Below are 15,865 nucleotides of genomic sequence, written 5' to 3' on the forward strand. Positions count from 1 at the left end.
GGTTTAGTTTTCACTAGAAAACCTTTTCTTTCATTTTTTTTAAGCGGTACTTTCTAATAAATTTTGCTTGTTCTGCCGTTACCATTAGTGGTGTTTTAGCTGATTTAGCTTTCCAGAATCCTTTTATATAATCCAAAAAGAGTAGTGGTTTCTTTTTCATCATCGCTAATTTTGCCGAGGCAATAGCGGTGATTGTAAATCCGTAACCTAAGGTGTAAAAAGCTTCACCTTGTTTATATCGAGCTGTTTTGTTGTAGTTAGCTCCTGTTGGTTTTAAGTGTTTTACCTGTAAAGACTCATCTGTGACTACTTTCCAATTGTAGAATTTACAAAGCAATTCATCAACGGTGTCCCAACCCATTTGCGGTTTTAAACCACCTATTTGTTTAAAGACCTCTTTGCGATACGCTTTCAATGCCCCGCGAATATGGTCTTTGTCCGTTAGATTTTCTAAAATCCATTCTCCATTTTTTTCGATATAACAAAATCCGCCAACCATACCTATTTGAGGATCTGATTTAAAATGCTTGTCAATCGTTTCCAAATAATTAAGAGGGAAAATTAAATCGGCGTCAATTTTTACAATCACATCGTAATTATCATCCAAGGTTTCAAAACCTGTTTGGAAAGCTTGAATTACTTTGCTTCCAGGTAAATGAATAGCGCTTGATTTTTTTTCGACCAATGATATAAATGGATTTTGCTTTGCAAAAGATTCAACTATTTCAGCTGTTGTATCAGTAGAATTATCATTTACAATTACCACTTTTTTTGGCAAAAGCGTTTGAGAAACTAAAGACTCTAATGTCAGTGCAATAAATTGCTCTTCATTGTGAGCTGGAATAACGATGTAATAATTCATTAAATGTATGTTTGACTTTGTAACTTTTTCAAAGGCGTTAAATTTTAGAAAGCTACCAAGTTTATTTTATTTTTTCAGCATAAACAATGTAATACCTCGGAGTGAATTTTCTCAACAAAGGACGGATGCCAATTTTCTTTACTGGGTTGGTCCATTTTTGGCGGTCAATTATTTTCCAACCTGTTTTTTCCAAAAGCCAATCTAGTTGCCAATCTTCAAATTCATGATAATGTCGGTCCCACATATCTGTTTTACTTCGATAAGCCGGCGAAAACCAAAGACGCAACGGAATAGAGATAAAAAGTTTGTCTGATTTTATTTCGTTTAATATCGTGTAAGGATTCAAAAGATGTTCGAAAATTTCGAAAGCAGTAACAACATCAGTTTTTGCTGACTGAAAAACAGTTTGGTCGTTGTCTAAATCTTGCCCAGTAGTATTTGTAACAGTATATCCGTCTTCTTTCATTATTTTAGAAAAAGGATTTTCAACGCCTAAATCTAAGATAGTGGAGGAATTTGTAATATGTTTATTTAGGAATTCTAAAGTATGTTTGAATCTTTTATTAGGAAACGTTTTTTCGTACATGGCGATTTCGACGAACGGAATTCTATTTCGTTCTTTATCTTAGTTAATTTTGTGCGAGAATCATTTTTCATAAAGATTCTGCGTGCAAATATACTAATAAAAGTGTTTTTGATTCTTGTTTTTTAGCTCAGATGGTCTCGATATTTCGGGAGAAAATCCCGGAGCTTCAAGATGTAGTTTTTCAAGATGCAAAAAGCGAATGTAAGAAGCTTCATTGCATCGTTGAAAAACAAATTTTGGAGTTAGGAATTGCAATCTACAGCTGGATTAGCTGCTGCTTATAATAAAGCAATTAATTGTTTCTTTAATTTAAAAACAACAGTTTTAGTATCTGTAAATAAAAGCATTAACATTCATTCCAGCTCCAACAGAAGCAAAGAGAAGGATATCGCCCTTAACAATTTTTTGATCTTTAATTTCGCCTCGTACTAGTAAATCAAGTAGAGTAGGAACCGTAGCGACACTACTGTTACCTAATTCATGAATACTCATCGGCATTATGTCTTGTGGAACTGATTTCCCATGCAACTTATAAAAACGATGAATAATTGCTTCATCCATTTTTTCGTTAGCTTGGTGAATTAGTATTTTTTTGACATCGTCAATTCCGAGTCCGCTTTTGTCTAAACAACTTTTCATAGCTGCTGGAACAGTGTTTAAAGCAAATTCGTATATTTTACGACCGTGCATTTTTATGTAACGTGTATCTGGATCTAGATCTGGATTGTATGATTTTCCGAAAAACAAGTAATTAGCTTCATCCATTGCATAGGTACCACTTTCATAAGATAGTAAACCTGAATCATCATCAGATGCTTCAATTATAGATGCACCAGCTCCGTCAGAATAAATCATTGAGTCTCTATCGTGCTCATCAACAACACGAGATAAAGTTTCAGAACCAATAACTAAACAACGCTTAGCCATGCCTGATTTTATAAATGCGTTAGCCTGAAGCACACCTTCAATCCATCCTGGACATCCAAAAAGGATATCGTATGCAACACATTTAGGATTTTTTATTTGTAATTTATGCTTTACTCTTGTTGCTAAACTAGGAAGCATGTCAGACTGAATGGCTCCTTTTTTTACATCTCCAAAATTATGTGCAAAAATGATATAATCTATTGTTTCTGGATCGATGGCTGCACTTGCAATAGCTTTTTGAGCGGCGAAATAAGCTAAATCAGAAGAAGATAAGTGGTCTTCTGCATAGCGTCTTTGTTCGATTCCTGTGATTCCTTTGAATTTATTGATAACAACTTCATTAGGATAACCAAATGCACTTCCATCATCGTTTAAAAATACATGGTTTCCAAAGTCTGCATTGCTTATTCTCTTTTCAGGAATATAACTTCCTATGCCGGTTATTTTTATTTTCATTGCGTTTCTTTCCAAATTTTATGCTAATTTAAACATAAAAAAATTATTACTATCACAATATTTACTATGCGTGCATATAATTATTGAATAACAAGTATTTAGCTATATTATTTAATATTTTATTATAAATCTAAAATAAAAATGTGATTTTGTCACTCCGTTCATTTAAATCAATAAATAAATTTTTTACCTCAATTATTTAGAAGTTTAAATTTCAAAAAAAAATGTCCCGATTTCTCGAGACATTTAGTTTTTTTTCTAGCTTTCCATGTACGCTTCAATTGGCGCACAAGAACAATTTAGATTTCTATCACCATAAGCTTCATCGACTCGACGAACTGTAGGCCAGAATTTATTTTCAGCTATGTAATCTAATGGGAATGCTGCTGTTTCACGACTGTAAGGGAAAATCCAATTATCAGTAGTTACCATCATTAAAGTATGTGGCGCATTTTTCAAAACATTATTTGAATTATCTAAAGTAACTTCTTCAATTTCTTTTCTGATTGCAATCATTGCATCACAAAAACGATCTAACTCTTCTAAGTTTTCACTTTCAGTAGGTTCAATCATCAAAGTTCCAGCAACAGGGAAAGAAACAGTAGGAGCGTGGAAGCCGTAATCCATCAATCGTTTTGCAATATCAGTTACTTCAATTCCTTTTTCTTTAAATGGACGACATTCTAGAATCATCTCGTGAGCTGCACGACCCATTTCACCAGAATATAATGTGTCATAATGACCATTTAACTTCTCTTTTATGTAATTAGCATTTAAGATTGCATATTCAGTTGATTGTTTTAAACCTTCTGCACCTAACATGCAGATGTATCCGTAAGAAATCAAGCAAACTAGTGCAGAGCCCCATGGAGCAGCTGAAATAGCTGTAATAGCATTTTCGCCACCTGTTGGAATCACTGGATTTGTAGGTAAAAATGGAACTAACTGTGGAGCAACGCATATTGGTCCAACACCTGGTCCACCACCACCGTGAGGAATAGCGAATGTTTTATGTAAATTTAAATGACATACGTCTGCACCAATAGTTGCTGGGTTCGTTAAACCAACTTGTGCGTTCATATTCGCGCCATCCATATATACTTGTCCACCATTATCGTGAATCAATTGCGTAATTTCTTTAATAGCACTTTCAAAAACTCCATGAGTAGATGGATAAGTAACCATTAAACAAGAAAGATTGTCTTTGTGTAAAATTGCTTTTGCACGTAAATCTTCTACGTCTATATTTCCGTTTTCCAATGTTTTAGTAACAACTACTTTCATTCCCGCCATAGCTGCAGACGCAGGATTTGTTCCGTGAGCTGAAGATGGAATCAAAGCAATATTTCTGTGGTGATCTCCTCTTGATTGGTGGTATGCACGAATAACCATAAGTCCTGCATATTCTCCTTGAGCACCAGAATTTGGTTGTAAAGTAGTTCCAGCAAAACCTGTAATTACATTTAATTGTTGCTCTAATTTAGTCAGCATTTCTTGGTAACCTTGCGCTTGATCTAAAGGTGCAAATGGGTGAATGTTGTTCCATTGAGCGTTGCTTAAAGGCAACATTTCTGAAGCTGCATTCAATTTCATTGTACAAGATCCAAGAGAAATCATAGAATGATTCAACGCTAAATCTTTACGCTCTAGCATTTTGATGTAACGCATCAAAGCTGTTTCAGAATGGTGTTTTGCAAAAACGTCATGTTCTAAGAAACTTGAAGTTCTTTCAACGCTTTCTGGAAAATGATTGGTTTTAGATAAAGTATCAATTGTTAGTGCTTGAGTTCCTTTTGCAGAAGCAAAAATGCTGACAATTTTATTTAAATCAGCGATACTTGTTGTTTCATTCAAAGAGATTGAAATCGCATTTTCATCGATGTAATGAAAGTTCACTTCATTTCGAACTGCAATTTCTTTTACTTTTTGAGCATCAGCCTTTATTACAATTGTATCAAAAAATGCAGTATTCGTTTGTTCGAAACCTAATTTTTCTAAAGTGTTAGCTAAAGTTACCGCTGAAGCGTGCACTTTGCTAGCAATATATTTCAGTCCTTTTGGACCGTGATAAACAGCGTACATCCCTGCCATAACAGATAATAAAACCTGCGCAGTACAAATGTTTGAAGTTGCTTTATCACGCTTGATATGTTGTTCACGTGTTTGTAACGCCATACGAAGTGCGCGATTACCATTAGTGTCAATAGTTACACCAATGATTCTTCCTGGCATGCTTCGTTTGTATTCATCTTTAGTTGCAAAATAAGCTGCATGCGGTCCTCCGTAACCTAACGGAATTCCGAAACGCTGTGTTGTTCCTAAAACTACAGCCGCTCCCATTTCGCCTGGAGGAGTTAATTTTGCTAAACTTAAAATATCAGCAGCAACTGCTACTTTAATTTCGTTTTCTGCTGCTTTAGCTATAAAATCTGCATAATCATAAACTTGTCCAAATTTTCCTGGATATTGAAGGATTGCTCCGAAGAAATCAGTAGAAAAATCAAATTCTTGGTGATCTCCTACAACTAATTCAACACCAATAGGAGTTGAGCGAGTTTGTAAAACAGACAAGGTTTGTGGTAAAATTGCATCAGAAACAAAAAACTTACATACGTTCGCTTTCTTTTGATCACGAGTTCGCACATCAAATAACAATGCCATTGCTTCAGCAGCTGCAGTTGCTTCATCAAGAAGTGAAGCATTTGCGATTTCCATTCCACTTAGTTCGATAACCATTGTTTGGAAATTTAAAATTGCTTCAAGTCTACCTTGAGCAATTTCCGCTTGATACGGAGTGTAAGCAGTGTACCATCCTGGATTTTCAAAAACATTTCTTTGAATTACAGCAGGAATAATTGCCGCATTGTAACCTAATCCAATGTAAGATTGAAACATTTTATTCTTGTTCCCCAATTGAGTAATGTGATTTGCAAACTCATATTCGGTCATTGCAGGCTCTAAATCTAAATCTGATTTTAAGCGAATGTCACTTGGAATAGTTTCATCAATCAATTGATCTAGAGTGTCGGCACCAATTGTCTTCAACATATGTTCTAAATCATTTTCTCTTGGACCGATGTGTCTTAATGCAAAAGCGTCTGTTTTCATTGTATATAAAATGTGTTGTGTGTTTGTTATTCTAAAAGGCTGTAAAATTAAATATTAATATGCTATAAATAGCCTTTTTTAAGTTGATTTTCTGTGAATTTTTCAACTAAAAGCCGTTCTTATTAACACTTTGATTAATTTTGTCTAATGAGGATTTTTAAGCTACTTCTTGATTTTTACATAAATAGCAGTATACACGTGGCTTTGTCGTGTTATACCTTAGTCCGAATGACGTATTATATGTTCCACATTCCTAATGATGAAGCAACTGCTAATTTTGTTTTTTTTGGAACCATAGTGGGCTATAATTTTGTAAAATACGATGCTTTGGCTCGAGCCAAAAAAGAAAAAATGAAAACGGAATTAAAGCTAATTGCCTTATTTAGTTTTTGTTCACTAATTATGATTGGTTATTATTTTTTTCAATTAGAAAGAATTACCCAAATTGTAGCGGTAGTTTTTTTAGCTATTACATTGTTATATACATTACCTTTTTTTCCCAACAGAAGAAATGCCAGAAACTGGGCTGGAGTAAAAATTTATATTGTAGCATTATGTTGGGTTGGTGTAACGATAGGATTGCCAATTTTAAATGCAGAAATACCTATCACATCCGATTTTTATCTGAAATGTATACAAAGGTTTATTCTTGTTTTTTGCTTAGTAATTGTCTTTGAAATCATCGATTTATCAAATGATGATCCGCATTTACAAACAGTTCCTCAGCAAATAGGAGTACGGAAAACAAAAACGCTAGGTATATCGTTGATGATTCTCTTTTATCTTTTAGAATTTTTGAAAAATGGTTTTGATCAAAAGCAGCTGTTAGTCAATGCTGTTTTGTTTGTTTTGTTATCTTTCTTACTTCTTTTCGCTAATGAAAACCGCTCTAGATATTACACTTCATTTTGGGTCGAAGGAATTCCTGTTTTATGGTGGTTAATGGTCGTTTTTATTTAGAAAAATAAATAGCGCTTGACAATTTTAGAGTTATCAGTAAACTATTGCTGAAAACCTCTTTACAGGTACTCAAATGTTTATTTTCCCAATTAATTATTAGTTATAATTTAATTTTTCTCTTGACTTCAATTGTAATAGCAGAACCAACCGCTAGAAATACGGAGCTTGGTTCTAGATCCTTAATAAAAGCAAATTCTTTTCCATAAACTCCTCCAAAATCGATAACTGATGTGTTGCTTATCACCTTGTATTGTTGCCATCTTGGATGTGTTACTTGGTACTCAATAGTTTCATTTTCATTGACCTTATTATAACCAAAATAATGTTCAGTTATAAATTCAGCTTCTGAATTGGGTTCGATTTCTACGGCATTTTTTTCAGTTTCTACCTGAATGGTATTCCACTTATTATTTATTTTCCACTGGTAAATGAATTCTCGTGAGTTCTTATTGACACTCAACTTATGCTTCATAGGCAAAGTGCTGTAGTGTTCATTGTAAAAAGTGTTTGCTATAAATGAAATAGCAAATTTAGGTACAATCTCGCTAATGAAGACAGCACCTCTTTTCCAAGTTCCATTTTCAAATCTTCTAACATAAAATCTTAAATTGACTTCTTCAAAATCAGAGTGAAATGGAATTTTTATTCCTAGAACTCTAACTTTTTCGAAAAGGAATCCAATGAAACTCACATAGCATTTCCCATTCCATAAATCAAGTTCTGTTCCGTTTGGCACATACTTTTTTAGAATCTCTGGATTGACCTCATAATTGATCATAGCTAGATTATTCCATTCTGCTTTTAAAAAACTCATAACTTTTATTTTTTTATACGATCGAATTAAATGTAATAAAAAACCGAAGCAATGCTACTCCGGTTTTTATATTTGATAAAAAGCTTTAGATTAATCCCGCTCTTCGTAGCAAAGCATCCGGTTTTGGTTCTTGACCTCTAAAGCGTTTGTATAATTCCATAGGTGGTTCAGTTCCACCTTTAGAAAGTATATTGCCTTTAAATTTGTTAGCGACTTCTTTATTAAAAATTCCTTTTTCTTTAAAGTATTCAAAAGCGTCAGCATCTAAAACTTCTGCCCATTTATAACTATAGTATCCAGATGAATAACCTCCTTGAAAAATATGAGAGAATGCAGTCGACATTGCATTTTTAGCAACTTCAGGATACAACTGCGTTGCCGCAAACTGTTCCGTTTCAAAAGCTTTAATATCTGTAATATTTGAAGGATCTTGTCCGTGCCAACCCATATCCAATAAACCAAAACTCAACTGACGCATTGTTGCCATTCCTTCTTGAAAACTGGCGCTTTCTTTAATTTTTTCTACTAAATCCATTGGTATCATTTCGCCTGTTTGATAATGGTGCGCAAATAATGATAACGCTTCTGGTTCGTAACACCAGTTTTCCATAATTTGGCTTGGCAGCTCTACAAAATCCCAAAATACTGAAGTTCCTGATAAACTAGGATAAGTAGTATTTGCTAATATTCCGTGCAAAGCATGTCCAAATTCGTGAAATAAAGTGGTCACTTCATTGAATGTTAAAAGTGATGGCTTAGTTTCTGTTGGTTTTGTAAAATTACAAACAATAGAAATGTGTGGACGCTCATTCGATCCATCTTTTATATACTGTGACTTATAGGATGTCATCCATGCTCCATTGCGCTTTCCTTTTCTTGGAAAAAAATCAGCGTAAAAAACTGCAACTAAATTATTGTTATCGTCCTTCACTTCATAAGTTGCAACTTCTTCATGGTATTTATCAATCGCTTTAGTTGCTTCAAAATGTAAACCAAATAATTTTTCAGCAGTTATAAAAGCACCTTCTAGTACTTTTTCTAATTGAAAATAAGGCTTTAACTTTTCATCATCTAAATCAAATAATTTTTGTTTCAGCTTTTCAGAGTAGTACGCGCCATCCCATTTTTCTAATTGCTCTATACCGTCTAGTTCTTTGGCGAAAGCCGTCAATTCAGCAAATTCTTTTAATGCAGCTGGTTTGGCCTTTGCAAGTAAATCATTTGAAAAGGAAAGTACTTTCTCTGGGCTTTGTGCCATTCTTTCTTCTAAAACAAAATGCGCATGAGTTGCATAACCTAACAATTGCGCTCTGTCAAAACGGAGTTTTGCAATTTTAAGAACATTCTGTTGATTATCGAATTCATTATTTTGAAAACCTTTAGCACCAGAAGCAATAGCCATTTTTTTACGCAATTCTCTACTGTCAGCGTAAGTAACAAAAGGAATATAACTTGGATAGTCAAGTGTAAATATCCAACCTTCTTTTTCTTGGCTTTGAGCCAAAGAACGAGCGGCTTCTATCGTCCCTTCTGGCAATCCTGCTAAATCATCTTTATTTGTAAGATGCATTTGAAAAGCCTGCGTTTCAGCCAATGCATTCTCACCAAATTTTAAACTTGTCTTCGATAATTCCTTATCGATTTCTCGAAGTTTTGCTTTTTTATCTTCACTAAGATTGGCACCATTGCGAGAAAAGCTTTTATATTTTTTGTCTAATAAAGTGGTTTGTTCCGGGTTGAGGTTCAATGATGCTTTCTGATCATATACTGCTTTTACTTTTGCAAAAAGTGCCGCATTTAGAGTAATGTCATTACTAAAGTCTGATAGTAATGGCGAAACCTCTTGCGCAATTTTCTGAATTTCGTCATTAGTTTCTGCTGAATTCAGATTGAAGAAAATGCTAGAAATTCGATCCAGAATGTAACCGCTATAATCTAAAGCTTCTATTGTGTTTTCAAAAGTAGGAATTACTTCGTTCTGAACTATCGCGTCAATTTCGGCTTTTGCCAATGCGATACCTTCTATGAATGCTGGAAGATAATCTTCATTTTTTATTTTAGAAAAAGGGGCTGTATTATGAAGTGTATTAAATAGTGTTGTTAGTATGCTCATTTGAATTTATTTTTATAAAAAAATCTATTTTTAATTATAACAAAGGTAGCGAATAATTTAAAAATTGAACTTGAAGTAGATTATGATTTGGCTCAATTTAATGCGACAGTAAATCTGTTATTTAAATGTTATTTATTTCTTTTCTCAGTAAGAAAGCCTTAAATTGTAAAAAATGATTGGTTTTTAAATAAGCAAATCAAAAAAAAATAAGAAAACATGAAATATCAGATTACAATAAATAGAGCGAATACGGTAGATGAGATAGAAGAATATTGGATAAATGACGATTATGTAAAATTGTTAGCAAAATTTGATTATCCAGATGCAGATGGTTCCGATAGAGCGACTTTAAAAGAATTGTTGTTCATGGCAATTTCAGACTTCGAACCAAAAGATGCTGCTGTCATAATGCTAGAGTATAAGTTAGCAGAAGACTTGAACCATGGACAAATTCATCAAATTTCAAATGATATGTTACTAGACAAAGTTTGCGAGGAATATCCTGAAATTAGATTGCACTCTACTTTGTTCCATATTAATCAGTTGCTTTTTAAAGCGTATAATGGAAAGTTTCCAAATGCTAAAGCAACGATCCTTGAATGTTCTTTTGAATTAATAGAAGGTGAGAATGAAAATGCTTTAACCAAAGAGAATATTTTAAAATTATTGAATTATGGATTGTCAGATAGTAACTTGATTAAGCGATTATTTGATCACGCTATGAATGAAAACGCACCGTTTCCTGAGGCAGAAGATGTACTATGGGATGTTACAACTTCAGATAATGTCAATTTTACAATTACGACTTCAGAGTATTGGTTAAGTAAGGATGATGTTAATTCTTCACAATATGAAGCTGTCTTAGAAATTCCAGTTGAGATTGAATAAATTAAGTATCGACTTAAATTAATGCAAAATGCCCTCAAAATATCAGTGTTTTGAGGGCATTTTAGGTTTTAAAAATTTAAAATTAATTTGAAAAGTTCAAATCAATTTTATTTTTTATTCAGGCTGTCAGATGCGATAATAACTGATTCTTTTAATTCTGTTTTATATTTTATGATCTTTTCCATCACAGTCTTATCGTGACTTCCTATGATTTGAGCCGCTAATATTCCTGCATTTTTTGCTCCGTTAAGCGCTACGGTTGCAACGGGAACACCGCCCGGCATTTGTAAAATAGAAAGAACGCTATCCCATCCATCTATTGAATTGCTAGACTTAACAGGAACTCCTATCACTGGAAGTGGAGACATAGAAGCGACCATTCCTGGTAAATGAGCAGCTCCACCAGCACCAGCAATCACCACTGATATTCCACGTGTGTGTGCATTTGTGCTGAAATCAAATAATTTCTCAGGTGTTCTGTGCGCAGAAACAATATCTACCTCGATTTCGATTTCAAAAGCCTTTAAAATATCTATCGCTTCTTGCATTACAGGCATGTCTGAAATGCTTCCCATTATTATGGCTACTTTGCTCATTTTTTTTATTTTTGAAAACTCATTTTACAAATTAGCTGCAATTATATAAGCTGCAATCTGTCAAATTTGTGTTTATGTGTTACTTATAACTCTTATCGTATTTTTTACATCTTCAGCAATTCTTCTAGCTTCAACAATATCACTATTTACAATTGTTACATGTCCCATTTTTCTAAACGGACGTGTTTGTTTCTTTCCATAAATATGTGGCGTAACACCATTCCAAGCTAAAATCTTTTCAATATTTTCATAAACAACATCACCAGAAAATCCTTCGGCACCCACAAGGTTAACCATAATTCCAGCTACTTTACTATCTGTATTCCCTAAAGGTAAATCTAAAATAGCTCGTAAATGATTTTCAAATTGTGACGTATAACTCGCTTCGATTGAATAGTGTCCAGAATTATGTGGTCGTGGAGCTACTTCATTTACGATGATTTCATCGTCTTCCGTTTGAAACATTTCAACAGCTAAAAGACCAACATGATTAAATTTTTCAGAAACATTTAGCGCGATTGCTCTCGCTTTATCAGCGACTTCTGGATTGATGCGAGCGGGACAAATTACATATTCTACTTGATTGGCTTCAGGATGGAATTCCATTTCAACCACAGGATACGTTTTTATTTGTCCTGACGGAGAACGACAAACGATCACTGCTAATTCATTTTTAAACGGAATCATTTCTTCAGCAATGCATTCTACATTCGCTAGATTATCTAAATCGGCAATTTCTCTTATCACTTTTACGCCGTTGCCATCGTAACCAAATTCAGTACATTTCCACACAAATGGTAATTGTATTTTTGATTCTAATATGGCGACAATCAAAGATTTTATGTCATCGAATCTTGTGTAATTAGCTGTAGGAATTGCGTGTTTGGTGTAGTAATCTTTTTGAATTCCTTTATTCTGGATTAATTTTAATGTTTTAGGTGAAGGATAAACTTTTAATCCTTCATCTTCTAATTTAACGAGTGCGTCGAGATTGACTAGTTCGATTTCAAAAGTTAAAACATTTACTAACTTCCCAAAATTATAAACCGTTTCATAATCCATCAAGTCTCCTTTGAAGAATTGGTCACACGCAATTTTGCACGGCGCTTCGTCGCTTGGATCTAGAACGTATGTTTGTATGTCAAATTTTCGAGTGTCAAACAATAGCATTTTACCTAGTTGTCCACCGCCAAGTATTCCTAATTTAAAATCAGAAGAAAAATAATTCATTGTGTAGTTGTATGTTTTGGCAAAGATACTTTTTAAACACTAATTCCGAAAATGCTATTTAATTTTCTTCAAAATTTCTCGAGCTACGGCTTTATAGGCATACGAATGTTTATGAGAATCATCAATTAGGATGCGTTGCAATTCAGGATATATCCACTTGTTGGTTTTACCAAATGCAAAAAGAGCTCTAATAGCGTACGCTTTTGTGGCTACTTTAACGCTGTCAGTGATTAGCCAGTCAAGACAACTTTCGATTATTTGTTCTTCTTGAAATTTTGCTAAAACATGATACTTGCTCAAAAACATGCAAATTTTTGAAATAGAGCGCAATGCACTTTCATTTTTAAATTCTGTTAGTTTGTCACAAAAGTTAGGAAGGTATTCCTTAATAAACTCGATTTTTTCCTGTAAAACTAACTCCATAATCCAGCAAGCCTTGTAGTGGTTTTTGTCATTGGTATTTAAAGCAATCTCAAATAAATCGGCAAAGAGATTTCCGTGCTTCAAGACCTCTTTCGCAATTGAATCTCTGCTAGACCGATGAGCGTTACTATTATTTATATTTTTATAAAGATCACTATTCATTATAGAAAAAACATATTATTTTCAAATGTACATTATTCTTATGGTTCTAAATCTGAATTCCCAATTCATAAATTGCTATATTTGCCCATTATTTTAAACTTGAAAAAATGATACAACTTCACGATAAACAATTTGTTCCATTTATTACTGCCAAAGAAATTGAATTTGCTTTGACTAAAATGGTCGCTCAAATAGAGGATGATTTTATTGGTGAAACTCCAGTATTTATAGGAGTATTAAATGGTTCTTTCATGGTAGTTTCTGATTTTATGAAATTATATAAAAAACCTTGTGAAGTTTCTTTTATAAAAATGGCATCTTATGAAGGAACTGAGACCACAAATGACGTAAAACAATTGATTGGTCTTAATCAAGATTTAACTGGAAGAAGTGTCATTATAATAGAAGATATTGTTGATACCGGAAACACTTTAGTAGAGTTAAAAGAGCTTTTCAAGAAACAAAACGTGAAACATTTTAAAATAGCAACACTATTTTTTAAACCAGAAGCATATACTAAAGACGTTAAAATAGATTACGTTGGGATTAGAATTCCAAACAAATTTATTGTTGGATACGGATTAGATTATGATGGTTTAGGAAGAAACTTACCAGAAGTATATAAACTAAAAGAATAACTACACAACCACAACATGACTAATATTGTTTTATTTGGAAAGCCAGGAGCTGGTAAAGGAACTCAAGCTGAGTTTTTGAAAGAAAAATATAAATTAACGCACATATCAACTGGAGATGTATTTCGTTTTAATCTAAAAAACGATACAGAGCTAGGCAAACAAGCCAGAGTTTACATGGATGCTGGAGATTTAGTTCCAGATGAATTAACGACTAAAATGCTGATTGATGAGGTGAATAAACACTCGGATACTAACGGGATTTTATTTGATGGTTATCCAAGAACACTTGCTCAAGCTGAAGCATTAGATGCATTTCTTGTTTCAATAGGTTCAAAAGTATCAGCAACAGTTGCTCTTGAAGCTGATGATGAGATTTTAGTACAGCGTTTGTTAGAAAGAGGAAAAACTAGTGGTAGAATAGATGATCAAGATGAAAGCAAAATCAGAAATCGCTATGAAGAGTATAATGAAAAAACAGCTCCGCTAATTAGTTATTACGACGCTCAAAATAAATTTCACTCTGTAAATGGAATTGGTTCAATTGCAGAAATTACCGATAGAGTGAGTAAAGTTATAGATAGTTTATAGAAGCTATTCCAGCTTTACGTTGCAAGTCCTCAATTCTAAAAAGTATTTTCTAAGTCATAAAAGGAGCTTCCGCTGGTCGCTCTTTTTTGTCAAGAAAATTACCTTTTATAAATTCCGGGCTTTGCACTGCAATCTGGGCTAAAGTATTAAATAATAAACACACTCGATTTTAAAAAACGAAAAATCGATTTAGAATACCTAAACAAATTAAAATAAGAACTTGGAAATAATAATAATATTTTTTCTAATACTGCTAAATGGGGTTTTCTCCATGTCAGAAATCGCCTTGATTTCAGCACGAAAAAATAGATTAGAAACTGCAGCAAAAAAAGGAAATAAGAGCGCGAAAATTGCTTTAGATTTGGCAAACTCGCCAAATAAATTTTTGTCAACTGTACAAATAGGGATTACCTTGATAGGTATTCTTACTGGTATTTATAGTGGTGACAAGATCACTAAAGATGTTGAAACCTTTTATCAAGGATTTCAATTGCTTTTACCGTACGCACATCCGCTGGCTGTAGGTTCTGTAGTTGTTATCTTGACATTCTTTTCATTAGTTTTAGGAGAGTTACTGCCTAAAAGAATAGGATTAAATCATCCCGAAGCAATCGCTAAGGCAGTCGCTTTACCTATGAAAATTGTTTCTATTGTGACAGCACCTTTCATTTGGTTGCTAACACATTCCACAGAATTCTTATTGAATGTATTGCAAATAAAACCTACCGCCGACGGAAGAGTAACGGAAGAGGAAATAAAAGCAATCATCAAAGAAGGAACTGAAGGTGGAGAAGTACAAGAGATAGAACAAGATATTGTGGAACGCGTTTTTCACATTGGAGATAGAAAAATAAATTCTTTGATGACGCATAGGAAAGCAGTAATGTTTTTGCCTCTTGATGCCAACAAGGAAGAAGTAAAGGAGTTCATGCTTAAAGAGCTGCATTCTATTTATCCGGTTTATAATGGGAATTATGATGAGATTGTAGGTGTTGTTAACCTTAAACATATTTTCGCCAATTTTGAAAATCCAAATTTCAATCTTGCAAATATTATGACTGAGGCTCCTTTTATGATGGAGCAAACTACGGCTTATGTTGCACTTGAAAACTTTAAGAAAACAGGTATTCATTACGCATTTGTGTCTGACGAATATGGAGTTTTTCAAGGAATAATAACACTAAACGATATTTTAGAAGCCCTTGTAGGTGATGCTTCTGAATTTTATAAGGATGATTTCCAATTAATAGAAAGAGAAGATGGAACGTGGTTAGTTGATGGACATTATTCACTACATGATTTCTTAACTTATTTTGAATTAGACGAATTAATCAATGATTATGAAGTGACTACGGTTAGCGGATTAATTATGACGGAATTGTCTCGTATCCCAAAACAAGGAGAGAAGTTAATATGGCAAAAATTTGAGTTGGAAGTAATTGACATGGATGGAGTGAAGATTGATAAAGTAATGGTCAAAGCATTACAAATGTAATAATAGTTATATATCGTTT

14 protein-coding genes are annotated in these 15,865 nt (G+C 33.5%); 5 read left to right on the forward strand and 9 right to left on the reverse strand.

Annotated features, from left to right (window positions below; genetic code table 11):
• Positions 1 to 13: 13 nt before the first annotated feature.
• The 4 genes from BC961_RS09970 to gcvP all read right to left on the reverse strand — a co-directional run bounded on the left by BC961_RS09970 (position 14) and on the right by gcvP (position 5,939).
• Entirely contained in the window at positions 14 to 862 is an 849-nt protein-coding gene (locus BC961_RS09970) for a glycosyltransferase (RefSeq protein WP_121925735.1), read from the reverse strand.
• Between the two features lie 61 nt (positions 863 to 923).
• Positions 924 to 1,448, reverse strand: coding sequence for a methyltransferase domain-containing protein (locus tag BC961_RS09975; protein WP_121925736.1), 525 nt, complete (start codon positions 1,446 to 1,448; stop codon positions 924 to 926).
• 324 nt (positions 1,449 to 1,772) lie between these two features.
• The gene (locus BC961_RS09980; protein ID WP_121925737.1) at positions 1,773 to 2,831 is read right to left on the reverse strand and encodes a 3-oxoacyl-ACP synthase III family protein; all 1,059 of its coding nucleotides are present in this window, start codon (positions 2,829 to 2,831) and stop codon (positions 1,773 to 1,775) included.
• 258 nt (positions 2,832 to 3,089) lie between these two features.
• Positions 3,090 to 5,939, reverse strand: a complete 2,850-nt coding sequence (gene gcvP, locus BC961_RS09985; protein WP_121925738.1) for an aminomethyl-transferring glycine dehydrogenase — start codon at positions 5,937 to 5,939, stop codon at positions 3,090 to 3,092.
• Positions 5,940 to 6,167: 228 nt separating this feature from the next.
• On the opposite strand from gcvP, the gene BC961_RS09990 reads away from it, so the two are divergent.
• On the forward strand, positions 6,168 to 6,899 hold the full coding sequence (locus BC961_RS09990) for a hypothetical protein (RefSeq protein ID WP_394345445.1): 732 nt from the start codon (positions 6,168 to 6,170) through the stop codon (positions 6,897 to 6,899).
• Positions 6,900 to 6,999: 100 nt separating this feature from the next.
• Here the strand turns inward: BC961_RS09990 and BC961_RS09995 are convergent, their stop codons facing one another.
• Together BC961_RS09995 and BC961_RS10000 are read right to left on the reverse strand one after the other, a co-directional pair.
• A complete protein-coding gene (locus BC961_RS09995) occupies positions 7,000 to 7,713 on the reverse strand; it encodes a YqjF family protein (RefSeq protein WP_121925740.1) in 714 nt (237 codons plus the stop codon).
• 85 nt (positions 7,714 to 7,798) lie between these two features.
• Complete coding sequence (locus tag BC961_RS10000; protein ID WP_121925741.1) at positions 7,799 to 9,826, reverse strand: M3 family metallopeptidase; 2,028 nt, start codon at positions 9,824 to 9,826, stop codon at positions 7,799 to 7,801.
• A gap of 216 nt (positions 9,827 to 10,042) precedes the next feature.
• Between BC961_RS10000 and BC961_RS10005 the strand changes: the two genes are divergently transcribed.
• Positions 10,043 to 10,714, forward strand: coding sequence for a hypothetical protein (locus tag BC961_RS10005; RefSeq protein ID WP_121925742.1), 672 nt, complete (start codon positions 10,043 to 10,045; stop codon positions 10,712 to 10,714).
• 107 nt (positions 10,715 to 10,821) lie between these two features.
• Here the strand turns inward: BC961_RS10005 and purE are convergent, their stop codons facing one another.
• From purE to BC961_RS10020, 3 genes are all read right to left on the reverse strand, one after another.
• On the reverse strand, positions 10,822 to 11,310 hold the full coding sequence (purE, locus tag BC961_RS10010) for a 5-(carboxyamino)imidazole ribonucleotide mutase (protein WP_121925743.1): 489 nt from the start codon (positions 11,308 to 11,310) through the stop codon (positions 10,822 to 10,824).
• 72 nt (positions 11,311 to 11,382) lie between these two features.
• Complete coding sequence (locus BC961_RS10015) at positions 11,383 to 12,540, reverse strand: 5-(carboxyamino)imidazole ribonucleotide synthase (RefSeq protein ID WP_121925744.1); 1,158 nt, start codon at positions 12,538 to 12,540, stop codon at positions 11,383 to 11,385.
• Between the two features lie 54 nt (positions 12,541 to 12,594).
• Positions 12,595 to 13,125, reverse strand: a complete 531-nt coding sequence (locus BC961_RS10020; protein ID WP_121925745.1) for a hypothetical protein — start codon at positions 13,123 to 13,125, stop codon at positions 12,595 to 12,597.
• A 107-nt stretch (positions 13,126 to 13,232) separates the two neighbouring features.
• Here BC961_RS10020 and hpt point away from each other — a divergent pair, with 107 nt between their 5' ends.
• From hpt to BC961_RS10035, 3 genes are all read left to right on the forward strand, one after another.
• Positions 13,233 to 13,763, forward strand: a complete 531-nt coding sequence (gene hpt / locus BC961_RS10025) for a hypoxanthine phosphoribosyltransferase (protein WP_121925746.1) — start codon at positions 13,233 to 13,235, stop codon at positions 13,761 to 13,763.
• A gap of 15 nt (positions 13,764 to 13,778) precedes the next feature.
• Positions 13,779 to 14,351 carry an adenylate kinase gene (locus BC961_RS10030; RefSeq protein ID WP_121925747.1) on the forward strand — a complete coding sequence of 191 codons (573 nt, stop codon included), beginning with the start codon at positions 13,779 to 13,781 and terminating at the stop codon, positions 14,349 to 14,351.
• A 220-nt stretch (positions 14,352 to 14,571) separates the two neighbouring features.
• A complete protein-coding gene (locus tag BC961_RS10035; RefSeq protein WP_121925748.1) occupies positions 14,572 to 15,846 on the forward strand; it encodes a hemolysin family protein in 1,275 nt (424 codons plus the stop codon).
• The last annotated feature ends 19 nt before the right edge of the window (positions 15,847 to 15,865 follow it).

The sequence above is a fragment of the Flavobacterium weaverense genome (assembly GCF_003688495.1).
Taxonomy (GTDB): domain Bacteria; phylum Bacteroidota; class Bacteroidia; order Flavobacteriales; family Flavobacteriaceae; genus Flavobacterium; species Flavobacterium weaverense.